Source organism: Mesorhizobium sp. NZP2234 (assembly GCF_013170765.1).
Taxonomy (GTDB): domain Bacteria; phylum Pseudomonadota; class Alphaproteobacteria; order Rhizobiales; family Rhizobiaceae; genus Mesorhizobium; species Mesorhizobium loti_D.
The window spans coordinates 4,389,096-4,412,474 of the sequence record NZ_CP033364.1; the positions used below are offsets into that span (position 1 = coordinate 4,389,096).

General features: G+C 61.6%; 19 protein-coding genes. 6 read left to right on the forward strand and 13 right to left on the reverse strand.

From position 1 onward, the window contains the following. Positions 1 to 95: 95 nt before the first annotated feature. From EB230_RS21665 to EB230_RS21675, 3 genes are all read right to left on the reverse strand, one after another. Complete coding sequence (locus EB230_RS21665; protein ID WP_056566465.1) at positions 96 to 1,523, reverse strand: amidase; 1,428 nt, start codon at positions 1,521 to 1,523, stop codon at positions 96 to 98. Between the two features lie 94 nt (positions 1,524 to 1,617). Continuing rightward, complete coding sequence (locus EB230_RS21670) at positions 1,618 to 2,652, reverse strand: extracellular solute-binding protein (RefSeq protein WP_172373936.1); 1,035 nt, start codon at positions 2,650 to 2,652, stop codon at positions 1,618 to 1,620. Between the two features lie 287 nt (positions 2,653 to 2,939). Further along, entirely contained in the window at positions 2,940 to 4,127 is a 1,188-nt protein-coding gene (locus tag EB230_RS21675; RefSeq protein WP_246738835.1) for a hypothetical protein, read from the reverse strand. 17 nt (positions 4,128 to 4,144) lie between these two features. On the opposite strand from EB230_RS21675, the gene EB230_RS21680 reads away from it, so the two are divergent. After that, positions 4,145 to 5,023, forward strand: a complete 879-nt coding sequence (locus EB230_RS21680; RefSeq protein ID WP_056566471.1) for a hypothetical protein — start codon at positions 4,145 to 4,147, stop codon at positions 5,021 to 5,023. A 22-nt stretch (positions 5,024 to 5,045) separates the two neighbouring features. Beyond that, positions 5,046 to 6,230, forward strand: a complete 1,185-nt coding sequence (gene glf, locus EB230_RS21685) for a UDP-galactopyranose mutase (protein WP_172373937.1) — start codon at positions 5,046 to 5,048, stop codon at positions 6,228 to 6,230. A 33-nt stretch (positions 6,231 to 6,263) separates the two neighbouring features. On the opposite strand, the gene EB230_RS21690 is transcribed toward glf, so the two are convergent. Together EB230_RS21690 and EB230_RS21695 are read right to left on the reverse strand one after the other, a co-directional pair. After that, positions 6,264 to 7,235: an NAD-dependent epimerase/dehydratase family protein gene (locus EB230_RS21690; RefSeq protein ID WP_056566854.1), complete on the reverse strand. Its 972-nt coding sequence runs from the start codon at positions 7,233 to 7,235 to the stop codon at positions 6,264 to 6,266. Between the two features lie 221 nt (positions 7,236 to 7,456). Next, positions 7,457 to 7,687 (reverse strand): hypothetical protein, encoded by a 231-nt coding sequence (locus EB230_RS21695; protein ID WP_056566479.1) that lies wholly within the window; start codon positions 7,685 to 7,687, stop codon positions 7,457 to 7,459. A gap of 303 nt (positions 7,688 to 7,990) precedes the next feature. Here EB230_RS21695 and EB230_RS21700 point away from each other — a divergent pair, with 303 nt between their 5' ends. Together EB230_RS21700 and EB230_RS21705 are read left to right on the forward strand one after the other, a co-directional pair. Then, complete coding sequence (locus EB230_RS21700; protein WP_056566482.1) at positions 7,991 to 8,764, forward strand: NAD kinase; 774 nt, start codon at positions 7,991 to 7,993, stop codon at positions 8,762 to 8,764. A gap of 192 nt (positions 8,765 to 8,956) precedes the next feature. Then, positions 8,957 to 10,534 (forward strand): DEAD/DEAH box helicase, encoded by a 1,578-nt coding sequence (locus EB230_RS21705; RefSeq protein WP_056566485.1) that lies wholly within the window; start codon positions 8,957 to 8,959, stop codon positions 10,532 to 10,534. Between the two features lie 157 nt (positions 10,535 to 10,691). Here EB230_RS21705 and EB230_RS21710 read toward each other — a convergent pair whose 3' ends face one another. The 4 genes from EB230_RS21710 to EB230_RS21725 all read right to left on the reverse strand — a co-directional run bounded on the left by EB230_RS21710 (position 10,692) and on the right by EB230_RS21725 (position 13,200). Then, entirely contained in the window at positions 10,692 to 11,300 is a 609-nt protein-coding gene (locus EB230_RS21710) for a hypothetical protein (RefSeq protein ID WP_056566857.1), read from the reverse strand. 242 nt (positions 11,301 to 11,542) lie between these two features. After that, positions 11,543 to 12,193, reverse strand: coding sequence for an OmpA family protein (locus tag EB230_RS21715; RefSeq protein WP_056566487.1), 651 nt, complete (start codon positions 12,191 to 12,193; stop codon positions 11,543 to 11,545). Positions 12,194 to 12,344: 151 nt separating this feature from the next. Next, positions 12,345 to 12,713 carry a GFA family protein gene (locus EB230_RS21720; protein WP_056566491.1) on the reverse strand — a complete coding sequence of 123 codons (369 nt, stop codon included), beginning with the start codon at positions 12,711 to 12,713 and terminating at the stop codon, positions 12,345 to 12,347. A 109-nt stretch (positions 12,714 to 12,822) separates the two neighbouring features. Further along, positions 12,823 to 13,200 carry a hypothetical protein gene (locus EB230_RS21725; RefSeq protein WP_056566494.1) on the reverse strand — a complete coding sequence of 126 codons (378 nt, stop codon included), beginning with the start codon at positions 13,198 to 13,200 and terminating at the stop codon, positions 12,823 to 12,825. On the opposite strand from EB230_RS21725, the gene EB230_RS21730 reads away from it, so the two are divergent. Beyond that, on the forward strand, positions 13,172 to 13,453 hold the full coding sequence (locus EB230_RS21730; protein ID WP_155772407.1) for a hypothetical protein: 282 nt from the start codon (positions 13,172 to 13,174) through the stop codon (positions 13,451 to 13,453). The two genes, EB230_RS21725 and EB230_RS21730, sit on opposite strands and share 29 nt — an antisense overlap. A gap of 42 nt (positions 13,454 to 13,495) precedes the next feature. Here the strand turns inward: EB230_RS21730 and prfB are convergent. The 3 genes from prfB to EB230_RS21745 all read right to left on the reverse strand — a co-directional run bounded on the left by prfB (position 13,496) and on the right by EB230_RS21745 (position 18,685). Then, positions 13,496 to 14,627 (reverse strand): peptide chain release factor 2 gene (gene prfB / locus EB230_RS21735; RefSeq protein WP_155772406.1). Its coding sequence is split into 2 segments (ribosomal slippage): positions 13,496 to 14,560 and positions 14,562 to 14,627, totalling 1,131 coding nucleotides; the frame shifts between segments, so codons are not numbered across the junction. A gap of 125 nt (positions 14,628 to 14,752) precedes the next feature. Further along, positions 14,753 to 17,209 carry a penicillin-binding protein 1A gene (locus tag EB230_RS21740; RefSeq protein ID WP_056566501.1) on the reverse strand — a complete coding sequence of 819 codons (2,457 nt, stop codon included), beginning with the start codon at positions 17,207 to 17,209 and terminating at the stop codon, positions 14,753 to 14,755. 213 nt (positions 17,210 to 17,422) lie between these two features. Further along, positions 17,423 to 18,685 (reverse strand): N-acetylmuramoyl-L-alanine amidase, encoded by a 1,263-nt coding sequence (locus tag EB230_RS21745; protein ID WP_172373938.1) that lies wholly within the window; start codon positions 18,683 to 18,685, stop codon positions 17,423 to 17,425. 653 nt (positions 18,686 to 19,338) lie between these two features. Between EB230_RS21745 and EB230_RS21750 the strand changes: the two genes are divergently transcribed. Continuing rightward, complete coding sequence (locus tag EB230_RS21750) at positions 19,339 to 22,293, forward strand: ribonuclease E/G (protein WP_172373939.1); 2,955 nt, start codon at positions 19,339 to 19,341, stop codon at positions 22,291 to 22,293. Between the two features lie 134 nt (positions 22,294 to 22,427). Here the strand turns inward: EB230_RS21750 and EB230_RS21755 are convergent, their stop codons facing one another. Continuing rightward, the gene (locus EB230_RS21755; protein ID WP_056566511.1) at positions 22,428 to 23,375 is read right to left on the reverse strand and encodes a glutaminase; all 948 of its coding nucleotides are present in this window, start codon (positions 23,373 to 23,375) and stop codon (positions 22,428 to 22,430) included. Positions 23,376 to 23,379: the final 4 nt, after the last annotated feature.

Here is a 23,379-nt window from a genome sequence, read left to right on the forward strand (position 1 = left end):
GCGCCATTTCGTCAGGCCTTTCGGACCGGCGGCGGAACTATCCCGCCGCATAAGTTACTTCGGCATATGGCACGCCGGCTCATCGCGGAAATCGCTCAAAGCGCCGGCCGTGTCCGCGCGTTTCCATACCATTGGCCCTGCGCCGTTTCATAGGCCAACCCTGCCCGGAAGACATCGGCATCGCTATAGGTGCGGCCGATGATCTGAATGCCGGTCGGCACGCCATTGGCGGCGCGGCCCGACGGTATGGTCAGGACCGGGCAGCGGCTCAGCATGTTGAACGGCGTCGTCATCACCCATCCCAGCGAGGGGTTCACCTCTTTGCCGTTGATCTCGACCTTGTCACTGGTCTGGTCGAACTCCGCCGGCACCGCGGGAAGCGCGTTCGTCGGGCAGATCAGCACGTCGTAGGTCTCGAGCAACGGACCAAGCGTCTGGTACATCCGTGCCGCCACATCGAGGGTCGCGACAAACTCCGTGGCCTTGGATTTCTGCCCGTCCTCTGCGAACTGCCTGGCATAGCTGGTCATGTCCTTGCCGTGCTTCTTGAGCAGTTGCGACAGGGAGGCCCCGAACAGGTGCTCGAGATAAGCGATGCCGGCCTTGAGCACTTCATCACCCCACCCGAGATCGACCTCCTCGACCGTGGCACCCAGCGCGCGGAACACATCGCAGGCGGCAAGCGTATTCTTCCGCACGTCGGGATGGACTTCAAAGGAACCGAGATCCATCGAAAAAGCGATCTTCCAGCCCTTGATCGGCTTGTAGTCGAGCGGCAGGCGCAGTTTGGGACGCAGCGTGGCGATGTCGAGGGGGCTTGGTCCGGCCATGACATTCTGCAGCAGGATCGCATCCCTGACGTTTCGCGCCAGCGGCCCGGTGTGGCAATAGAAATCGAGGTTGAAGGGCGGCTCGTCCGGATTGCGGCCGTAAGGCGGTTTGAAGCCGACAAGACCGCAGGCCGAGGCGGGAATGCGGATGGACCCGGCGATGTCAGAGCCGGTGGCGATCGCCGATGTGCCGGAAGCGAGCGTTGCAGCCGAACCGCCTGAGGAGCCGCCCGGCGTGAAGTCGCGATTCCATGGATTGCGGGTGACACCCCACCGCTTCGACCAAGTATAGCCGGCGCAGCTGAATTCCGGTGTCGCCGTGCGGGCATGGACGATGCCGCCAGCCTTCATGATGCGTTCGTTCATGGTCGAGGTGTGGCCACCAATGGCATCCTTCGACAGCAGCGAGCCGTGCGAGGTCGGCTTGCCCTTGATGTAGCTCTCGTCCTTGATGCCGATGGGCAGCCCTTCGAGCGCGCCGGTCCTGGCGCCCTTTGCGTATTTCGCCTCGGCCTTGGCGGCCAGCTCCATTGCTTCCTCGAAATGCGTGAAGGTGTGGCAGTTGATCGCCGATCTGGTGGCTTCGGCACGACTGATGGTGGCCCGCATCAATTCGACGGGCGACAGTTTCTTCGCCTTGAACAGCCGCAGCGCCTCATTGGCCGGCATGTAGCAAAGGTCGAGATCGGACATCGGAAGTCTCCCGCGATCGTGAGATCGCACTTGGCATGAAGGGTTGCCGGACCGCGCATCGCGGTCCGGTGGCTGTTCGTTGGTGTTGGCGGCGCTATTTCTGGAGGTCGGTCCAAATCTTCGTGTAGAGCGCCTGCACATCCGGTGGACAGGCCGGCATGAACTGGCCCTTGGCGGCGAATTCAGCCGGAATTGCCACTTCGGGCGCCGTCTTCATGTCATCCGGCATGAAAGCCTCGGAGCCCTTGATGCCGTTGGCATAGCGGGCGAAAGCCGAAATCATCGCGGCATTCTTCGGGTCCATGATGAAGTTCTGGAAGAGCTTGGCGTTCTCGACATTCCTGGCGTCCTTGAGGACGGCTACATTGTCCATCCAGATCGGGAAACCTTCCTTGGGATAGCCGTAGACGATCTTGGCGTTCTCGAGCCGCTCGCGCAGCGATATGCCGTTCCAGTTGACGCCGGCGGCAATGTCGCCCCTGCCCAGGCCGTCGACAGCCGCATAGTCCAGCGACAGCCACTTCGCCTTTGCCTCGACCAGCTTGTCGTGCACCTTCTTCAGCACCTGCATGTCGTCGGTGCAGTATTTGCCGCCCTCGTAGGCGATGGCGAGAAACATGATGTCACCCATTTCGGGCGCGACATTGATCTTGCCGACGAGCTCAGGCGGCGGGTCGAGGAAGATCGCTGACGTGTTCGGGTCGCCGGCATAGACCGCCTTGTTCACCGAAATGCCTGTCGTGCCCCACTGCCATGGGACTGTGTATTTGCGGCCCGGATCGAAGGGCACATCGACCCATCGCGGATCGACATTCTTGAAGTTCTCCATCTTGTTGGGATCGGTTTCCAGGAGCAGACCTTCGCTGATCCAGATCGGCACGACACTGGCTGACGGCACCACGATGTCATAGCCGGATGCACCCTGGCGGACCTTGGCCAATGCGGTGTCGTTGGAATCGTAGTCCGTTACGGTGACCTTGATCTTGTAGGTCTCCTCGAACTTCTTGATGAGGTCCGGACTGGTGTAGTTGCCCCAGTTGTAGATGTTGAGTTCGCCATCGGCGCGGGCCGCGCCTGTCGCGGCAAGCAGCGACAGCCCCAGGGCCGCCGCGGTCAGTTTCCAGTTCATGCTAGTGCTCCCATTGTTGGGACCGGCCGCGTTGCCGCCTCGGTCCGTCTCCTGCTGATGAACAAGCCTGGCGATGCCATTCAGCCCATGGCGAGCCGACCGGCAGTCAAAATTCCCCTCTTCGCGGCCATTCACTGCGGATGCCAGCTGGCCAACTTGGTCGTTGGCCTGAAGCTAGATTATAACTAACTATACAGTCAATATCTTTACACCGGCATTGCCGTGTCGCTGTCCGTCACCCGCCACGGTTCTACACGGTGAGCAGCGGATGAAGGCCGCGCGGGGCTTCAGCCATCCCTGCTGGCGGGAAGTGAAATCCGATAGTCCGGACCGCGATTCCTTGGCTTGCGCCACGGTCTCAGACGGTCCTTCAATCTCGTTTGGACAACCGGCTTCTCGTAAAGCGGAGCCGGCAGGCCGGCGAGCGCATAATAGTCGTCAAGGATGCTGGTCTGCAGCAGACGCTGCTCCTGGGTGAAGAAGCTGAAATGCGCGGCGACCAGATCGCCGAAAACCTTTCCCGGCCGATCGAGCTTCGTCGGCAAGGTCGCTGACAGCCATTCCTCCTCGTCATTTCCCGGCGGGAAGAAAAGCTCGCCGGTCTCCAGGATATCCGACCCGAAAAAACCGATCGCATTGATCGAGAAGCGTCCCAGTCTGATTTCCCGGTCAGGCACACGGAAATCACCCAGCCGGTTCGTCCGGACAGCCTCGATGAAGACCGGATGAAGCGCCTCTGGAAAGCTTGCATGAGCCCAGGAATAGGGACACATCGCCTGGCAGGTGAGCGGTCCCTCGATCAGGACCCTGGAAAGATTCTTGATCAAGCTGTTGCAGACCGCGTTGTTGATGATGAGCGGCGCATACCAGAGGGCCGCTCCCTTTTCCGCCAGGGCCCGCGCCTTGAACCTGGGAAGGAAGCCCTCCTCCAGAAAGACCACATCGTCGTCGAGGCGCAGATAGAGAGCGTCGGCATCGTCACAGAAGCGAAAGAATCTGCCGATGACATCGATGCTGCCGTCGGCGCTCGGAACCGTCTTTATCTTGCAGCGCGGATCGCTGGCAGCCAATCGCTGGAGATAGGCCCGATCGGCTTCGTTGCGGCAATTGTCCCACAGATGCCATTCGTGCACCTCAGGACTTTTCAGAACATGGTGGCTGAGCAGGCGTAGGTACTTCTCGCGGCCTGCCGGGGTCACAACAATCAGCTTCATGAGGTCCTGCCAGCAATGGTCGCTTGTCCTGGTCGGCCAGCGACCCATGGCAAGCCTAAAGCAAGTCCTGGAAAAGTGTGAAACGGTTTTCCGCGCAGGCCTGAGCGATAGAGAGGTTCGACGCTTCGACGAGCCGAGAAGCACGGCGCAAGACATCCGTCTGCACAATGCCAGACGAGAATCCCTCCATTCGTGGCTCTTCGCATTCATCCGGCTTTGGTGTAGGGGCTCGCCATGACAGTAGCAGAGACCAAGGCACAAACGCCGATTCCGGGCCCATGACAAACGCAGCCTGCCGCAATCTCGTCGTCGTCAGGGCCGATGACAACTCTCTTCATCGCGGATGGGGGGCGGACGATCCTCGCTGTGAATTCGATTTGATAGTCAGCTACTACGGCAGCGATCCGTCAGCGTTTCGTCTGCCTTGTGAAAACCGTGTCGATTACAAGGGCGGAAAATGGGACGGCATACACGCTCTGTTCGCAGAGCGGCCCGAACTGCTGGATCACTACCGATATATCTGGTTCCCGGACGACGATATCGAGGCCGACCGGGCGACCATCGAAGCTTTGTTCGTCAATATGCGCCGGTTCGACCTGCACGTCGGCCAGCCAGCACTGACGCTGGATAGCTATTACACCCACCTGCCGTTTCTTCGCTGCAAGAGTTTCGAATTTCGCCTGGTCGACAAGATCGAGGTCATGGCTCCCTGCATAAGGTCCGACATCGTGGCCAAGATGCTACCGCTTTTCGAACACTCCATGGGGGGTTTCGGTCTCGACTCCTTGTGGACGCGGCTTGCCGTACGAAACCTTGGAACATCCGCCGTATTCGACGCCTTACCTGTCCGCCACACGCGGCCAGTTGGAGTTCACTTGGCTACCACGATGCTCGGGTCCGGCCACACGGCGGAGTCGGAACTCCGCCAACTCGGGTTGCGATATGGATTTGGCGAGTTCTTTCCCCTGTCTTACGAGGCCGTTGATCTCAAAGGCAGGCGTTGGCGATCGCGGCCGATTATCGGCTTGCGCATGGTGGCTGACTATGTTCTGGGCCGAAGAGCTTTTCGTCAGCTGCACAAGTGGAAAAGGCGACTTTGGCACCTGCTGCGCAGGCAGTATTCCAGGCCGGTCGAACTGTCTCAGATCAAACTCTAACCATAAGTCGGCAGATCCGGGAATGGACAAGAACCTGCTCAGCGAAGCCGACATTCTCATTGTCGGCGCGGGCTTTTATGGCGCGACGCTCGCCGAGCGCATCGCCACGCAACTCGGCCGGCGCGTGCTGGTGATCGACCGGCGCCGGCACATCGGCGGCAATGCCTACACCGAGGAGGATCCCGCCACCGGCGTCGAGATCCACCGCTACGGGCCGCATCTGTTCCACACATCCAATGAAGAAGTCTGGAATTACCTGCGCGGCTTCACCGGCTTCACGGCCTATCGCCATCGCGCGTTTTCGACCTATCGCGACAAGGTCTATCCGCTGCCCATCAACCTTGCCACGATCTGCCAGTTCTTCGGCAAGCGGCTGAGCCCGGACGAGGCGCGCGGCATGATCACCGGACAGGCGGCGGAGCTTGGCGATCGCCCGCCGGCCAATCTCGAGGAGAAGGCGATCTCACTGGTCGGCCGTCCGCTCTACGAGGCTTTCATCAAGGGCTACACCGCCAAGCAATGGCAGACGGATCCGCGCGAACTGCCGGCGCAGATCATCGCCCGTCTGCCGGTCCGCTACACGTTCGAGGATGGCTACTTCAACGACCGTTTCCAGGGCCAACCGGTGGATGGCTATACGGCGATCTTCGAAAAAATGCTCGCGCATGAGCTCATCGAAACACGGCTTGGCGTCGATTTTTTCGATATCAAACCCTTGCTGCCGAAAGACCTGCCGGTCGTCTACACCGGTCCGATCGACCGTTATTTCGACTATTCGGAGGGCGAGCTCGGCTGGCGGACCATCGACATCGATCTCGAGGTCATGGACACGCCGGATCATCAGGGCACGGCGATCATGAACTATGCCGACGAAACCGTGCCCTACACCCGCGTGGTCGAATTCCGGCATTTCAATCCGGAACGTCAGCACAAGAGCGACAAGACACTCATCGGCCGCGAGTATTCCCGTTTTGCCGGCCGCGCCGACGAGCCCTACTATCCGATCGATACACGCCGGGATCAGGCGGTTTACCGTCGCTATCTCGAACGGGCGACCGCCGAGAAAAACCTGCATCTGGGCGGACGGTTGGGCACCTACCGGTATCTCGACATGCACCAGGCGATCGGCGCGGCCTTGAAGGCTTTCGAAACCGTGCTTGAACCCTACTTTACCGGCAAGCTCGATTCTGTCTCGCGGTCGCCATGACGGGTCTGGCCTGACTCGTAAAAAATCAGCCGCTCAGGCTGATGCCACCGATCTCCCGTCGGTCGCAAGCTGCCGGCGGAACCATTCGAAGGTGCGCTGGATCCCCTCCTGGTAGCCGGTTTTTGCCTCCCAATCGGGAAGCACCTGTCTTGCCATCGTCAGGTCAGGGCACCGGTTTGTCGGATCCTGCGGGAGAGGCGGATGGTGTTCGATGCGGCTGCCCGGAACAAGCGAACTGACGAATTTCGCGGTCTCGAGAACCGAGACCTCGCGATTGTTGCCGATGTTCAAGGGGCCCCGATGCGAGATGCCGTCGCGCCAGAAGAACCGCTCCAACCCATCGACGATATCGTCGATGTAGCCCCAGCTGCGCGATTGCGAGCCATCGCCATAGACGGTCAGGATTCCCGTGGTCAGGGCTTGGCTGACAAAATTCGAAACGGCGCGGCCGTCATCGATACGCGTTCGCGGCCCATAGGTGTTGAACAGCCTGACGACGCGCAAGTCGAGGCCGCTGACGCGTTGCTCTTCGAACAGCAGCGCCTCGGTGCAGCGCTTGCTCTCGTCATAGGAGGCCCGCGGCCCGGTACAGTCCACGGATCCTCGATAGGTCTCCGGCTGCGGCGAGACCAGAGGATCGCCATAGACTTCCGAAGTCGAGGTGAAGCAGAAGCGACCGCCGGGCTTGAGCAGCGACAGAAGATTGAGCGCGCCGCCTATGTTGGCCCTGATCGTGCGCGCCGGCTCGCGCATGTACCACACAGGCGAAGCTGGTGACGCCAGATGGATGATCTCGTCGAAATGCTGGCTGGCGGTGAAGCTCTCGGCATCGGCGATCCGCAGGCTGAACCGCGGGTCCGAGACATGGGCAATGTTGTCTTGCAATCCGGTCCACAGATTGTCGACGACAACAAGCGTTTCCAGATCATCGCGCCGCAACAGGCGATCGACAAGATGGGAGCCAATGAAGCCGCAGCCACCAGAAACCAACACGCTGCGTGGCATGCGCATTCCCTCCAGAAACTCTTCGTTCAACGTCCTGGTAGGCCCGTTTCCCAAAGAGTATGGGAACCTGTCCTATCCAGATCCGAAGGACTTCTAGCAGTGCTTCCATCGATGCCGCAATTGCAACGATCAAACTGTTTCGCGCCTGCCGCGGGCCGGTTGTCCGAGGATGAGACCATCACCGGATATATAGTTCGGATGGGTAAACGTATTTTCGCGGGCTACAGTGCCTTTTGCGGGCAAGGCATTCCCGCGGCATCGCCGCAGCGCGACGCCGCGGGCTGTGGCCTGATGCTCAATTCTTCGGACCGGCGCACAAGCTCGGCGAAGACCAGCGCGAAGCTACCCAGCATGACAAAGACGATGATCAGGCGTGTTACCGGCAATATGTCGGCCTCGTCTGGCTGGTGCGTGCCCCCGAACACCGGAATCGTCCAGGAGATCTTGCGCACAAAACAAAAGTGCCACAGCGCCCCTCTTGGTCTCCCGAAGGATACAGCGATGCTGCGGGCGCCCCACGCCACCCATGCCGGCTAACATGATCGATCGGGCTTTACGAGAGCTTAAGCCCCCTCTTAACCATCACATTCGCTCAAGCCATGACATGAAGCGCGACCTGCCGGTGCGGGCGATGCCGTCGCGGCATGGTCTTGCCGGCCGGCACGATGGCTCCCTTTGCAGACCCGCCCGCACCATGCTACCCCGGCGCTGCGCGGCCAGACCCGCCGCCGCCAATCGGTCGCGATCGGGGAGCCATGAGCACAGCCGCCAACAGCATCGCCTTCGTCTCGTCCGACACAGCAGACGCCAAGGCGGCGCTGGAGAGCCTGTCGGCGCGTTATGGCCAATGTCCCGTCGCGGATGCCGGGGTTGTCGTGGCTCTGGGCGGCGACGGCTTCCTGCTGCAGACCCTGCGCGACACGATGGGGACGGGGAAGAAAGTCTACGGCATGAACCGTGGCACCATCGGTTTCCTGATGAACGAGTATCGTTCCGGCGGCCTCACCGAACGCATCGCGGCCGCCGTCGCCGAGACGATCCGCCCGCTGGAGATGCAAGCCGTCACCTCGGAGGGTGAAACGGTTTCCGCACTGGCGATCAACGAGGTGGCGCTTTGGCGCCAGTCCTACCAGACCGCCAAGATTCGCATCACCATCGATGAGCAGATACGGCTTGAAGAGCTGAACTGCGATGGCGTGATGATCGCGACGCCGGCCGGATCGACCGCCTACAATCTTTCCGCGCATGGGCCGATCCTGCCGCTCGACGCCCCACTGCTGGCGCTCACGCCAGTCAGCCCGTTTCGCCCGCGCCGCTGGCGTGGCGCATTGCTCTCCAACAAGGCGACCGTACGCTTCGACATTCTGGAGCCGGAAAAGCGACCGGTGAACGCCGCCGCCGACCATACGGAGGTCAAGGCGGTGACCTCCGTAACGGTTCGCGAGTCGCCGACAGCAACGGCAACATTGCTGTTCGATCCCAATCATTCCTGGAACGAGCGCATCCTGGCCGAACAGTTCCGTTACTGAGCCGGCACACAGACAGGCGGCCGTATTAGGCATAGCGATTAAGGTTACAAGTTCACAATCGCGCCAATCCCGCCCGTTTCTGTTGACAAATCGCGGACTTGCGCCTAATCGCAATGCCAATCTTGCAAGCGCGTGGCGCTTGCCGCGACGAATAACGTTGCGCCTCCCCGAACCAGCCAAAGACAACAACACTTGTCCTCAGACACCACGATCGCTCAAGAAGCGTTGACCTTTTCAGACCTCGGCCTGTCGCCGAAGGTGCTTTCCGCAGTTACCGATGCCGGCTACACGCAGCCGACTCCGATCCAGGCCGGTGCCATCCCGCACGCCCTGCTCGGCAAGGACGTGCTGGGCATAGCCCAGACCGGCACCGGCAAAACCGCCTCCTTTGTGCTGCCGATGCTGACTCGGCTGGAAAAAGGCCGCGCCCGCGCCCGTATGCCGCGCACCCTGATCCTGGAGCCGACGCGTGAGCTTGCCGCGCAGGTCGAGGAAAACTTCGTCAAATACGGCAAGAATCACAAGCTTAACATCGCGCTTCTGATCGGCGGCGTATCGTTCGACGAACAGGACAAGAAACTGGAGCGTGGCGCCGACGTGCTGATCGCGACCCCCGGCCGCCTGCTCGACCACCGCGAACGCGGAAAGCTTTTGCTCAATGGCGTCGAGATCCTCGTCATCGACGAGGCCGACCGCATGCTGGACATGGGGTTCATTCCCGATATCGAGCGGATCTGCGAAATGATCCCGTTCACCCGGCAGACGCTGTTCTTCTCGGCGACCATGCCGCCTGAGATCACCAAGCTGACGGAAAAATTCCTCCACGCACCGGTGCGTGTCGAGGTTTCCAAGGCTGCGTCCGCCGCCACCAACATTATCCAGCGGCTGGTCAAATCCGGCTCCAAGCCGTGGGACAAGCGCGAGACGTTGCGCAACCTGATACGGGCCGAGGACGCGGAGCTGAAGAACGCCATCATCTTCTGCAACCGCAAGGTCGAGGTGTCGGAACTGTTCCGCTCGCTGCTGAAGTATGATTTCGATGCTGGCGCCCTGCATGGCGACATGGACCAGCGTGCCCGTATGCAGATGCTGGCCAATTTCCGTGACGGCAAGCTTCGCTATCTCGTGGCTTCGGACGTCGCCGCGCGCGGACTCGACATCCCCGATGTCAGCCACGTCTTCAACTATGACGTGCCGATCCATGCCGAGGACTATGTCCACCGTATCGGCCGCACGGGCCGCGCCGGGCGCTCCGGCAAATCCTTCACCATCGCGACCAAGTCCGACACCAAGTATATCGACGCCATCGAACGGCTTATCGGCAACAAGATCGAGTGGCATGACGGTGACCTGTCGACCGTGGTCGCCAGCGAGGGTGAAGACGATGCGCCGCGCCGGGGCAAAGGCGCGCCGCGCCGCGCTGGCCGCAAGGACGATGATCGCAAGGACAGGGGCGAGCGCAAGAAGGGCGGCGAACGCCGCGCCAGACATGGCGAGGAAGATACCCCTCCGGTAATCGCACAGCAGGAACAGCCCGATGTGGCTGAGACGCCTGTCGCCGATATCGGCGAACGGCGCGCGCGCAAGGATGCAATCCGCTCGGAAAATGGCGAGCGCAAGGGCTCCGCGGATCGCGCGCCGGAACGAGGCGATACCAGGCCGCAGCGCGATGGCAACCGCCCTGCCCGCCACCGGCAGGAAGACAACGACGCGACCGTGGGCTTCGGCGACGACATGCCGGCCTTCATGCGCATCGTCGCCAAGGTATAATCCGGACCGCTTTCGAGGGCAGGCCGGCCAGCCGGCATGCCCTCCCGACGAACTCAAAAAATGCATCGGCTCCCAGCCTGGACGACACGCTTCATGCATGTCGCTCTGCTGAAACCGGCGCCACTCCTGGATGCCCAGGGTTGGCTTGCCTCGCCCGTTACATTGGCCCAGGCATCATCTTGGTCGGTTTCTCCAGCATCGGAAACTCGGCCTTGTTGCATTTCACGTTCGGGTTCGTCGGACTGAACATGCCGTTCGGATTATCCCTGAACAGCCAGGCGTGAAGATCGTAGTGGACGAACTCCCTCGGGATGAGCGGATAGTGTCCCTCCATCGGTCCCATGAAGGTCTGGCCAAACAGCTTCGGCGGCTCTTTGATATCCGGCGTCAAAGGCACCAGCCATTCCACGCCGACCAATTTCAGACCCTTCTTGGTCGGCTCGTAGATCAGGACGTTGGGCTTCATCGGGTCGAGTTTCTGGCCGACACTTGGGACGTTGACGAAATGGATGCCCATGGCCCCTTTCGGATAAAACATCGCGCCGGATATCTTTTCGCCGGCATAGTAAACGCACCCGACGGTCGACAGATAGAGGTCGCGGACAGCCGCGGTGTAGTCTTCATACTTGGCCAACGATTTCTTCAACGCTTCGATGTCGGCCTTGTTGGCTTCTTCGGCCTGGGCCGTGGCAGCGTCGAACGATACGCCGAGAAGGCCGGCCAAAACGAGGACGCCGCAACGCCCAAGGCGAGCTTTTCTTGTCATGCATTCCTCCCAGATATTCATCTGGCCGTGCAAGACCGAGGCGGGAAAATGTTTGATTGCGCGGCCAAGCTGTACCGCCTCATCCCCTCTGGAACAGCAATGATGCTATTCCTTTCCAAGCCCGTGGGAAAGCCGTTATTTAGAGCTAGCTAATTCTCTGGCGCGCCAGCCTGAAGAGCACCGAAGTGCCTCAAACAAAAACGGCCCCCGTGGGGGCCGTTTCGCATTCGCTTGCCGAACGATCAGGTGAGCGGCGACAGCTGGATCTCGACGCGCCGGTTCTGGGCGCGGCCTTCGGCCGTCGCGTTGGACGCGATCGGACGCGTCTTGCCGAAGCCGGTAACGGCGAAGCGGCGCTGATCGACTCCCTGCCCGGACAGATAGTTGGCAACCGCCAGCGCACGGCGCTGCGACAGATCGAAATTGTGCTGCTCACCGCCCGTCGAATCGGTATGGCCAAAGACATCGACGGTCGTCTGGCGGAACTTCTTCAGCACCAGTGCGACGGAATTCAGCACCGGATAGAAGCCGGGCTTCACCGCATCCTGATCTACATTGAAGGTGATGTCGGACGGCATGTTGAGGATGATCTGGTCGCCGCTGCGGGTGACGCTGACGCCGGTGCCCTGGAGCTGCCGGCGCAATTCCGCCTCGTTCTGATCCATTGTCGCGCCGATGGCGCCACCGGCCAGCGCACCGATGCCAGCGCCAATCAGCGCGTTGCGGCGGTCATTGCCGCCGGCAAGCAGACCGAGGCTCGCGCCTGCGAGGGCGCCGAGACCGGCACCGGCGGCCGTGTTGGAAATCTTCTGGTCGCCCGTATACGGATCGGTGGTGGTGCAGGCGCTCACGAGCAAAGCCGTCGCCATGACGACGAGCACGGTCTTCTTCATAAATGGTCCCTCTCCAAGTCGCGCCTTTTTCGACGGCGCCAAATCAGCCCTTCCCGCGACTTGTAACATAAATTGCGGCGAAAAGCGGAACAGGAAAAACGCCCGCGACGGCTTTTCCCGAGGTCAGTCACGTGACGACCGGCTTGGCCGGTTACCAGAGATTCTTGCCGTCGATGACCACCACTTCGACCTTGTCGAGATCGAAATCATCGAACAGCCGCGAATTGACGCTGATCTTGGGATTGTCGAAATCCGGCTCGCCGGTCGACCAATCCGGCGTTTCGGTGAACGTGCCGCAGCCGCAAGTTGTGCAAAAACCATGCTTTACGGTTTTCGAGCCCCACTGATAGAAGGTAACGTTTTTCAGTGGCGTGATGAGCTTGAACTGCGATGGGGTGTAGTAGGCCCAGAGCGAGCCGCGTTTCGAGCAGAACGAACAGGTGCATTGCGTCACCGTCCGCGGTGCCTCTGAAACCTCGAATGTCGTCGCTTTGCAGTGGCAGCTTCCCTTGATGGTCATCGACGTCACCTCTCTATTGTCCGCCGCCCATGCGGCAGGGCATCATAAAGAAGCGATCCTGACAACTGTCCGTCAGCAGGCTCCACGCCTGACCAGCCGGCCGGAAATCCTAGTAGGATGATGGCGGCACGAACAGGCAAATGGTCTTGCCGGCATCGAGCCCGGCCTCATGCGCGCACCAGTGAAATTCGCCGTCGGGCGAATCCTTGATACGCCTGTCGCTGTAAGCCAGCACCTCCCCGGTATCCTTGATGACATAGCCTTCCGGGCGCTCGCTGATCGAAGTCTGCGACACCTCGTGGCAGTCGTAGTTGGCGCAGCAGGCGAACGGATAACTCCAACCTTGCGGCTTGGCCGCGGTCGGCTTGGCATCATGCGCCAAGGCAGGCACCGACAGCAGCGCTATCACACAGGCCGCGCACAGGGGAATGACAAGCTGGCCAACCGATGGAACGGCGATGGCCGATCTGGAATTGGCGGCAAACATGGGAACGTTCCTTTCAAACGAGGTTCAAGCGTTTCTTGCTTGCCCGTTCCCGGAACGTGTCTTCCCAGCGGCCAAATCGTCAGCAGATATGCCGCGACCGGCCATAAATGCTTTTGTCTCTTCCGCCTTGATGGTGAGCCGAAATGTGAGTCGGCGCAAGAAATCGCTGCATGAGGCGCTGGCCGCACAAGGCAGCAACTTTCTGCCGTTGATAGGCATGACAGATCCTAGGCGTTGGCCCGCTTCCTCCTGAGAAAGAGCAAGCCATCGCAACCCGGATCAGTGGTGGACGGTGCTAGTCCAGATCCGCCACGGCTTCACCGGCGCCGCCCTCGATGCGTTGCGACAGCGAGGCTTCCATGAAGTCGTCGAGATCGCCATCGAGAACGCTTGACGGGCTGGTGCTTTCGACGCCCGTGCGCAGATCCTTGACCAGCTGATAGGGCTGCAACACGTAGGAACGGATCTGGTGGCCCCAACCGATGTCGCTTTTCGAGGCTTCGGTAGCGTTGGCGACGGCCTCACGCTTCTTCAGCTCTTCCTCGTAGAGCCGCGAGCGCAGCATCTCCCAGGCCTTGGCCTTGTTCTTGTGCTGTGAACGCTCAGCCTGGCAGGCGACCGCGATGCCGGTGGCGATATGGGTGATGCGCACGGCCGAATCGGTGGTGTTGACGTGCTGGCCGCCGGAACCCGACGAGCGATAGGTGTCGATGCGCACATCCGATTCCGAAACATCGATCTCGATCCTGTCATCGACGACTGGGTAGACCCAGATGCTGGAGAAGGACGTATGGCGACGCGCATTGCTGTCATAGGGCGAAATGCGCACCAGGCGGTGGACGCCCGATTCCGTCTTCAGCCAGCCATAGGCATTGTGGCCCTTGATCAAGAGAGTAGCGGATTTGATGCCAGCCTCTTCGCCATCATGCACTTCCAGCACCTCGACCTTGAAGCGGCGGCGCTCGGCCCAGCGCGTGTACATGCGCAACAGCATCGAGGCCCAGTCCTGGCTCTCGGTGCCGCCGGCGCCGGCATGAACTTCGAGATAGGTGTCGTTGGCGTCGGCTTCGCCCGACAGCAGCGTCTCGACCTGGCGGGCCTTCGCCTCGCCCTGCATCGACCGGATCGCCGCTTCGGCCTCGGCGACGATGCCCTCGTCGCCTTCTTCCTCGCCAAGCTCGATCAAGCCGATATTGTCTTCCAGCGCCTGCGTCAGGCCCTTGACCGCCGCGATGCCTTCCTCGAGGCTCTGGCGCTCGCGCATCAGCTTCTGGGCTTCCAGCGGTTCGTTCCAGAGGCTGGCGTCCTCCGCCCGCACATTCAGGTATTCAAGCCGCTTTATGGCCTGATCCCAGTCAAAGATGCCTCCTCAGCAGGGTTATCGCCTGCCTGATCTCGTCGACAATATTCTGCGTTTCCGCGCGCATGGCCTGGTATTCGTCCTGTTGCTGGAGTGACGCTTGGGTCGGCGCGATACATAGGGACGGCGCCGCCATGTGTAAAGCGAAATGGGCCGGCCCCCGGCCAGCCCAACAGGCGGCATCGAGCCCCGTCAGTAGAGGCCGCCGCCGCCGTCCTGGATGGCCTGGTTCGCCTGTGGCGACAGTGCGCCGCCCGATGCGTTGGAGCCATCGGCACCCATGCCGATCACCCAATAGCTGTCTGCCGGACCGGTGCCCGGCTTGAAGGCCTCGATGATGGTGCCCGGATCGCCCGACGTGGCACGCATGCCGGTCTTGCGGTTGATGGCGATCAGATTCATGCCGTCCGGCACCTTGAAGTCGACATTGGGCGTGCCGTCGAGTGCCACGCGCATGAAGTCCTTGAAGATCGGGGCGGCCAGACCGCCACCGGTGGCGCCATGGCCAAGGCCGCGCGGCGTGTCGTAGCCCATGTACAAGCCAACCACGAGGTTCGGCGTATAGCCGATGAACCAGGCGTCCTTTTCGTCGTTGGTGGTGCCGGTCTTGCCGGCGATGTGGCGGCCCAGTTCCCCGATGGTGGCGCCGGTGCCGCGTTGCACCACGCCTTCCATCATCGAGGTGATCTGGTAGGCAGTCATCGGATCGAGCACCTGCTCGGAATTGTCGACCAGCTCCGGCTCCGGCTGATTCTTCCACTCAGGCGCGTTACAACCTTCGCAGCCGCGCTCATCCTGCTTGAACACGGTCTTGCCGTAGCGGTCCTGGATGCGGTCGATCAGCGATGGTTTGATCGACTTGCCGCCATTGGCCATGATCGAATAGGCCGAAACCATGCGCATGACGGTCGTCTCGCCAGAGCCCAGCGCCATCGGCAGATATGGCGCCAGATGATCGTAGACGCCGAAGCGCTCGGCATATTCGACGACCAGCTTCATGCCCATGTCGTTGGCAAGCCGCACGGTCATCAGGTTGCGCGACTTCTCGATGCCGGAGCGCAGCGTTGCCGGCCCGGCGACGGTGCCGTCATAGTTCTTCGGAGTCCAGGTCGTGTTGCCGCTCTGGATGGTGATCGGTCCGTCCATGATCACCGAGGCCGGTGTATAGCCATTGTCGAGCGCGGCCGAATAGACGATCGGCTTGAACGAGGAGCCGGGCTGGCGCATGGCCTGGGTGGCGCGGTTGAACTCGGACTGGGCATAGGAGAAGCCGCCGACCATGGCCAGCACACGGCCGGTGTGCGGATCCATGGCGATCAGACCGCCCTCCACCTCTGGAACCTGGCGCAGGCTGTAGGTATTGTCCGAGCCTTCGTTCTTCTGCACGAAGATGACGTCGCCCGGCTTCAGCACATCGGCCGGCGACTTGGCCTTGACCGTCTTGCCGTCGACTACATGGCGCATGGCAAAGCCCATGTCGTCCTTGCTGACGGTACCTTCGACGCGTTCCTTCACGATATCGCCCGACGCCTGGCGTGCGGGCTGCAGCCCTATCGAGAGACCGGACGCCGAGGAGTCGAGCACGACGGCCAGGGACCATTCGGGAACATCTTCCAGTCCCTTGACCGCTCCCAGCGGGACGCCCCAGTCACCGGACACGTCGATTGACTTCACCGGCCCGCGATAGCCACGCAGCGTATCGTATTTGATCAAGCCGTTCTGCATCGCCTTGCGGGCGATAAGCTGAACTTTCGGATCAAGCGTGGTGCGGACGGATAAGCCACCTTCGTACAGTGCATTCTCGCCGTAGCGGGCAATGATCTGGCGACGCACCTCCTCGGTGAAATATTCACCCGCGAAGAGATAGGTGCCGGTACGGCGCGGCGTGACGCCGAGCGGCTCGGCCTTGGCCTTGTTGCCTTCCTCACGCGTGACGTAGCCATTCTCGACCATCTGGTCGATGACCCAGTTGCGGCGCTCGATAGCGCGATCGGCATGCTTGAAGGGATGGTAGTTGTTGGGGCCTTTCGGAAGCGAAGCCAGATAGGCAGCCTCGGCGACGGTCAGTTCGTTCACCGATTTGTCGAAATAGGTGAGCGCCGCGCCAGCGACACCATAGGCACCGAAACCGAAGAAGATTTCGTTGAGGTAGAGCTCGAGGATACGATCCTTGGGATAGGCCTGCTCGATGCGGAAGGCGAGGATCATCTCCTTGATCTTGCGCTCGTAGGTCTGGTCCGCGGTCAGCAGGAAGTTCTTGGCCACCTGCTGGGTGATCGTCGACGCGCCGACCTGGCGCCTGCCCGAGCCGAAATTCTGCAGATTGACGATGATGGCGCGGCCAAGACCGGTCACGTCGATGCCGGGGTGATTATAGAAATTCTTGTCTTCCGCCGACAGGAAGGCCGCCTTGACGCGATCCGGGATCGCCTGGATCGGCAGGTAGAGGCGCCGTTCTCGCGCGTATTCGGCCATCAGCGAGCCGTCGGAGGCATGGATGCGGGTCGTCACCGGCGGCTCGTATTTGGCCAGCACCTCGTAGTCGGGCAGATCCTTCGACAGATGGCTGATGTAAATCGCAACGCCCGCCGCGACCAAAAGGGCCAGCGTCGTGCCGATGCCGAAGAAATAGCCAATGAGACGAATCATACCCGCTCCAGTCCTTGGTTCGGGAATTCCCTAAACGAAGCCGCCTTCCACGCAAGCTTTCGAACCGGTCCCAATCCGTAATCGAAAACCCATGTCGCCGCCATGTGGACAAAATACGGCAAGGCCTGCTTTCATGACCTCGAGCCGCAAATAAAGGCACCGGGTGTTGTCATCCAGCAACGCTGCCCTAGGTTGCAGGCGCCGCCAGGCATGTCAACCTCCGGTCCCCGTTCCGGCACGGGCGGAAGCGAACAGCGCCACGGCGTTGGTGATGCTTTGTGCGGCCTTGCCGCGCCATTCGGCGTCGAGCAGTTGCGCTTCGTCCTTGGCATTCGAGAGATAGCCGAGTTCGACCAGCACGGATGGCACGTCCGGCGCCTTCAGCACCTTGAATCCCGCCGAACGCTGCGGATTGTTGATGAGGCCGACGCTGGTCGAAAGCTGGCCGACCAGCGTGTGGGCGAAACTCATCGAGAAGGTGTGCGTCTCGCGGCGGATCAGGTCGATCAGGATGTCGGTCACTTCCTTGTTATCGTCCTTGATGACCATACCGGCAAACTGGTCCGAGAGATTCTCGCGGTCGGCAAGCGCCTGCGCCTCGGGATCCGATGCCTTGTCGGAGACCGTATATACGGTGGCGCCGCGGATGCCCTTGACGCTGATCGTATCGGCATGGATCGAAATCAGCAGATCGGCCTCATGCTGGCGGGCAATGCGCACGCGGTCGTCCAGACGCAGATACTCATCGGTGTCGCGCGTCATGAAGACATCGTATTTGCCGATAGCCGCTAGCTTGTCGCGCAACTCCGTGGCGAAGGCCAGCGTCACATTCTTCTCAATCGTGCCGTTCAGACCCTCGGCCCCGCCGTCGACGCCGCCATGGCCGGGATCGATGACGACGGTGAAGCGATGGCCCGGATTGGAGACCGGCCCGGTGCCGACCCGCCCACCCTTGTCGGTCGAAACAGTCGAACCGGTGGTCAGCGCCTGGTTGGCAAGGGCGGCGTCGAACTCGCGTTCGGAGGCTGCCGACATGTCGATGGCAATGCGGTAGCCGGTTCCGTCCTCATTCTTGAGCACATCCAGCTTGTCGACGGCGAACGGTCCCTTGCCGGTGAGGATCAGCCGCGAAACGCCTTCACCTAGCTCGCCCAGGCGCACACTCTTGACCAGGCCGCGCGGCTTCAAGTCCTTGGCGTCGATCGCCAGCCTGGTATTCGCCAGATCGATCACCAGGCGATTGGGTCCGCGCAGCAGGAACCATTTGATGTCAGGCTCGCGATCGAAATCCAAGACGATGCGCATCTTGGTGGCATCGCCCACCATCTTGTAGCCTTTGGCCACCAGCGGCGCGTCGGCGGCATTGGCAACGGAGCAAAACGCCTGGGAAATCACGACCAGCAGCAGGAGACAGAAAGCGCCGAGAATCCGGCCGCCAACACGACATCCCTTGTCTGTGAAGTCCGCCAGTCCCATCTCTCTTCCAGTCGCTCCCGGTTTGGCGCCAGGCGCCCGCTCGTTTCGTCGAAGTGCCGGTTAGGCCGCGAACTCGATTAACGATTGGTATCCAGAGAAGGTTAACCAAGCCTTTTCATGCAAGGATCGGAACCAGGCTTACGTTACGGAACTGCTTTTTGCCGGCATCGGAAATCGGGGTTGCCTTCCACCCCGCCAAATCATAAAAGCGATAGTGGATCACTGCAATCCTGGAACCGCCCTCCTCCGCAGCTTCCTGCTACAGGGTTAGATGAAAGGCGGCTCCTTTCGCTTCACGCGAAAAGGCTTCAAGTGATTGCGACGAATTTCGCAGGTGTGCTCCCGTGGCGGGGGAATCGCCTGCGTGAGGAAAACGGCCGGGTTTGTTCCCGTGCCGGCTCTGTACGAGCAAACAAGCTGGTCCGGTTTCCGGGCTTTGGTTCAAAAGGTTCTGCTGGTGACGATGGCTTCAAGCGCAATCATGGAAAGGTCCGCATCAAACCGCGCCAGTATGGCTGCGGGCGGCACCGCCATGACACGCAGGCACCGTCCGGCGGACATTCAATTATCCGGCACCCACTCTCATCCAGACACACAGCAGCGGGTTTTGCCCCGCCAGCTGCGGCTGACGGCTGCCGGGGGGAAACGAAATAATGCCCAACAAAATGCTGATAGACGCCTCCCACCCGGAGGAAACACGAGTTGTCGTCGTACGCGGTAACCGTATCGAAGAATTCGACTTTGAATCCCAGGACAAGAAGCAGCTCAAAGGAAACATCTACCTCGCCCGCGTAACGCGCGTCGAACCCTCCCTTCAGGCAGCCTTTGTCGAATATGGCGGCAACCGTCACGGTTTTCTCGCCTTCAGTGAAATACACCCCGACTACTACCAGATCCCGGTCGCCGACCGTCAGGCACTGCTGCGCGCCGAAGCGCAGGAGGCCGAGGACGAAGAGGACGAGGACGGCGACGGCGATGACCGCCAGAGCCGCGATCGCGGCCGGCGCGGGCGCCGGCGCGGCGGCAAGAGCCGTGACCGGGCCGAACACAAGCGCGATGCGAGCGAGGCAGGCGAAGGCTCCGGCGAGTCGAGTGAAGGCAGCGACAATGGCGACATCGTTGTCGAGGAGATCTCCCATACTTCCCAGATCATCGAACACGCAGCCGACACATCGGAACATTCAGATACGTCGGAGCATGCCGATACGTCCGGCCATGATGAAGGTTCCGGCGAGCAGGACGAAACCGAAACCCGCGAGGGTGGCCCGACATCGATAGCCGCCGCTGTCGAAGGCGACGTGGTTTCCGAGCCTGTCTCGCAGACGGAACAGGCCACTGAAGCAACGTCCGGCGACAATGACCGCGGCATGCTGGAGGAAGTTCAGTCCTCGCATCCGGATGACCACGAGATCGAATCGGTCGGCGCCGAGGATGCGCTGGAAGAAGTGCGCAACCGCCGCAAGCCGGTGCGCCGCCAGTACAAGATCCAGGAAGTGATCAAGCGCCGGCAGATCCTGCTGGTGCAGGTCGTCAAGGAAGAACGCGGCAACAAGGGCGCCGCGCTCACCACCTATCTGTCGCTTGCCGGCCGCTATTCGGTGCTGATGCCCAACACGGCACGCGGCGGCGGCATTTCCCGCAAGATCACCAGCGCGGTCGACCGCAAGCGCCTGAAGGAGGTCGTCGCCGATCTCGAAGTGCCGCAAGGCATGGGCGTGATCCTGCGCACCGCCGGCGAGAGCCGCACCAAGGCGGAGATCAAACGCGACTATGAATATCTGATGCGGCTCTGGGAGAACGTGCGCAATCTCACGCTCCAGTCCACCGCTCCTGCCCTCGTCTACGAGGAAGGCAGCCTGATCAAGCGTTCGGTACGCGACCTCTACAACAAGGACATCGACGAGATCCTTGTCTCGGGCGAGGAAGGCTATCGCGAGGCCAAGGACTTCATGCGCATGCTGATGCCGAGCCACGCCAAGGTGGTTCAGCCGTTCCGCGACACGACGCCGATCTTCGTGCGCAACGGTATCGAGGCGCAACTCGACCGCATGCTGCAGCCGCAGGTGACGCTGAAGAGCGGCGGCTACATCATCATCAATCAGACCGAGGCGCTGGTCGCCATCGACGTCAATTCGGGACGCTCCACCAAGGAGCACTCAATCGAGGACACGGCACTCCACACCAATCTGGAAGCGGCCGAAGAGGTTGCCCGCCAGCTCAGGCTTCGCGATCTCGCCGGCCTGATCGTCATCGACTTCATCGACATGGAGGAGAACCGTAACAACCGCTCCGTCGAGAAGCGGCTGAAGGATCATCTCAAGAACGACCGCGCCCGCATCCAGGTCGGCCGGATCTCGCATTTCGGCCTGATGGAGATGTCACGCCAGCGCATCCGCGCCAGCGTGCTGGAATCCACCATGAAGCCCTGCCCGCATTGCGGCGGCACCGGCCATGTCAGGTCCGATTCGTCGGTCGCGCTGATGGTGGTGCGGGCGATCGAGGAATTCCTGCTCAAGGATTCGCGCAGCCACATCACGGTCCGCACGCCGGCCGCGACCGCGCTCTACGTGCTCAACCACAAGCGCGGCACGTTGGTGGAACTGGAAAGCCGCTTCGGCCTGACCATCACCATCGAGGCGGACGACACGGTTGGCGCGCAGCACTATGCGATCTTCCGCGGCGCCCTGGCTGAAAAGCCCGAGGGCTTTGTCGAGGTCCGCAGCCTGCCAGCCTATGTCGAGCCGGACGAGCCCGAGGACGAGATTGTCGTCATCGAGGAAGAGGATGAGGCACCAGCGCAGGCCGAGCAGCCACGCCAGCAGCCGCAGCAAAACCAGCAGCCACGACCTGTCGGTGGCGAGGACGGCGAAGGCCGCGACCGCAAGCGCCGCAAGCGCCGCAGACGTCGCGGCGGCCGGGATCGGGATCGCGAACATGGCGCTCCGGCGGATGGCTCATCCACCTCGGCTCCGGCCGGAGATTTCGCCGAAGCGGCAAACGCGGCGGACGATGACGACACCGAAACGGACGACGCCGCTCCGATCGCTGCCAGCGCTTCCGACGAGGCGGTACAGGCTTCGGATGACGGCCAGGGCAAAAAGCGTCGGCGCGGCAAGCGCGGCGGCAAGCGCAACCGTCGCGAAGACGGCGAAGGCGAGGCCGAGGCAAGTGCCGGCGAAACAACCGAGCCTTCCGAAGCTGATGCTTCCGAGAGCGAGCCTGCCTCGATCGAGCCGGCGGCTGTTGCTGTCGTGGCGGAAGAGCCGGTGGCTGCGGTGAGCGAAGAGGTGCCGAGCACCGAGAAGCCCAAGAAGCCGCGTCGCGCAGCCAAGCCGAAGAAGGCAGCCGCCGAGGTCGCCGTCGAGACGGCCGTTGTCGAAGCGGCTGTGGAAGCGCCGGCCGAGGCTCCCGCGGCGGTCGCCGAGGAAAAAGTGATTGCGGCCGCCAAGGAAGAGCCCTCGAAGGCCCGGCCGTCACGACGCAAGCCAGCGGCAATCGATGCACCGGTCGTGCCGGTGGTTTCCTCGACCGTCGCCAGTGAGCCGGAAGCCAAGACCGAAGAAAAGCCGAAGCGCGCCGGCTGGTGGCAGCGGAAGGGCTTTTTCTAAGCCTTTCAACTGGTTGAAGTTATTTTTTGATACGAAAATCCCGCGCCGATCGAAGGACGGCGCGGGATTTTTCATGTCAGGTGTTCCCACACTGCGAGGAATGGGAAACCGTCCCACGCCTTCCCGGAACCGCGCTAAGGGGCGAAAATCGACCAGTTCATCATCCTGGCCAACTTCTCCAGGGCGATCGACCCCAGCTTGGAATTGCCATTGGCGTTGAGGCCGGGCGACCAGACGGCAAGCGAGGCGACACCCGGCACGATGCCCAATATGCCGCCGCCGACGCCGCTTTTTCCCGGAATGCCGACGCGGAAGGCGAAATCCCCGGAGCCGTCATAGTGGCCGCAGGTCAGCATCATGGCGCCGATGCGCCGCGCGCGCTCCGCCGACACCACGGAATGGCCGGTCGCCGGGTTCTTGCCGCCATTGGCAAGGAACCGGCCGGCCATCGCCAGTTGCCGGCAACTCATGGCAATAGCGCAATGGTGGAAATAGACGCCCAGCGCCAGTTCCGGTGCGTGATGAAGATTGCCGAAGGATTTCATATAGTTGGCCAGCGCGAAATTGCGATAGCCGGTGGCGCGTTCGGACGCCGCCACCTCGCGGTCGATGATGATGGTCTCGTCGTCGGCGAGGAATTGGATGAAGCGCAGGATCTCGCCGATCGCTTCGCGTGGCTGATGGCCGGCAAGCAGGATATCGGAGATGACGATGGCGCCGGCATTGATGAACGGGTTGCGCGGAATGCCGTTCTCGTGCTCGAGCTGGACGATCGAGTTGAACGGATTGCCCGACGGCTCGCGTCCAACCCGTTTCCATAGCGCGTCGCCGACATTGCCGAGCGCCAGCGTCAATGTGAATACCTTCGAGATGCTCTGGATGGAAAAAGGCTGGTCGGCATCGCCGGCCATCAGCACACGACCATCGTTGGTGACGGCGGCAATGCCGAACTTCCTTGGGTCGACCTTGCCCAATTGAGGAATGTAGGTCGCGACATCGCCGCGATCGGTCCGTTCAGCCATTTCGGCCGCGACCTCGGCCAATGCCTGATCAAGTTTGGGGGCCAGTTCGAGTTCCGGCATGGTG

Excerpts from the sequence above, each read along its gene's own strand:
- EB230_RS21750 (WP_172373939.1), top strand. The coding sequence starts at position 19,339 with ATGCCCAACAAAATGCTGATAGACGCCTCCCACCCGGAGGAAACACGA.
- EB230_RS21680 (WP_056566471.1), top strand. The coding sequence starts at position 4,145 with ATGACAAACGCAGCCTGCCGCAATCTCGTCGTCGTCAGGGCCGATGAC.
- EB230_RS21710 (WP_056566857.1), bottom strand. The coding sequence starts at position 11,300 with ATGACAAGAAAAGCTCGCCTTGGGCGTTGCGGCGTCCTCGTTTTGGCC.
- EB230_RS21690 (WP_056566854.1), bottom strand. The coding sequence starts at position 7,235 with ATGCCACGCAGCGTGTTGGTTTCTGGTGGCTGCGGCTTCATTGGCTCC.
- EB230_RS21745 (WP_172373938.1), bottom strand. The coding sequence starts at position 18,685 with ATGGGACTGGCGGACTTCACAGACAAGGGATGTCGTGTTGGCGGCCGG.
- EB230_RS21740 (WP_056566501.1), bottom strand. The coding sequence starts at position 17,209 with ATGATTCGTCTCATTGGCTATTTCTTCGGCATCGGCACGACGCTGGCC.
- EB230_RS21700 (WP_056566482.1), top strand. The coding sequence starts at position 7,991 with ATGAGCACAGCCGCCAACAGCATCGCCTTCGTCTCGTCCGACACAGCA.
- EB230_RS21720 (WP_056566491.1), bottom strand. The coding sequence starts at position 12,713 with ATGACCATCAAGGGAAGCTGCCACTGCAAAGCGACGACATTCGAGGTT.
- EB230_RS21665 (WP_056566465.1), bottom strand. The coding sequence starts at position 1,523 with ATGTCCGATCTCGACCTTTGCTACATGCCGGCCAATGAGGCGCTGCGG.
- EB230_RS21730 (WP_155772407.1), top strand. The coding sequence starts at position 13,172 with ATGGCCGATCTGGAATTGGCGGCAAACATGGGAACGTTCCTTTCAAAC.
- EB230_RS21670 (WP_172373936.1), bottom strand. The coding sequence starts at position 2,652 with ATGAACTGGAAACTGACCGCGGCGGCCCTGGGGCTGTCGCTGCTTGCC.
- EB230_RS21715 (WP_056566487.1), bottom strand. The coding sequence starts at position 12,193 with ATGAAGAAGACCGTGCTCGTCGTCATGGCGACGGCTTTGCTCGTGAGC.
- glf (WP_172373937.1), top strand. The coding sequence starts at position 5,046 with ATGGACAAGAACCTGCTCAGCGAAGCCGACATTCTCATTGTCGGCGCG.
- EB230_RS21755 (WP_056566511.1), bottom strand. The coding sequence starts at position 23,375 with ATGCCGGAACTCGAACTGGCCCCCAAACTTGATCAGGCATTGGCCGAG.
- EB230_RS21725 (WP_056566494.1), bottom strand. The coding sequence starts at position 13,200 with ATGTTTGCCGCCAATTCCAGATCGGCCATCGCCGTTCCATCGGTTGGC.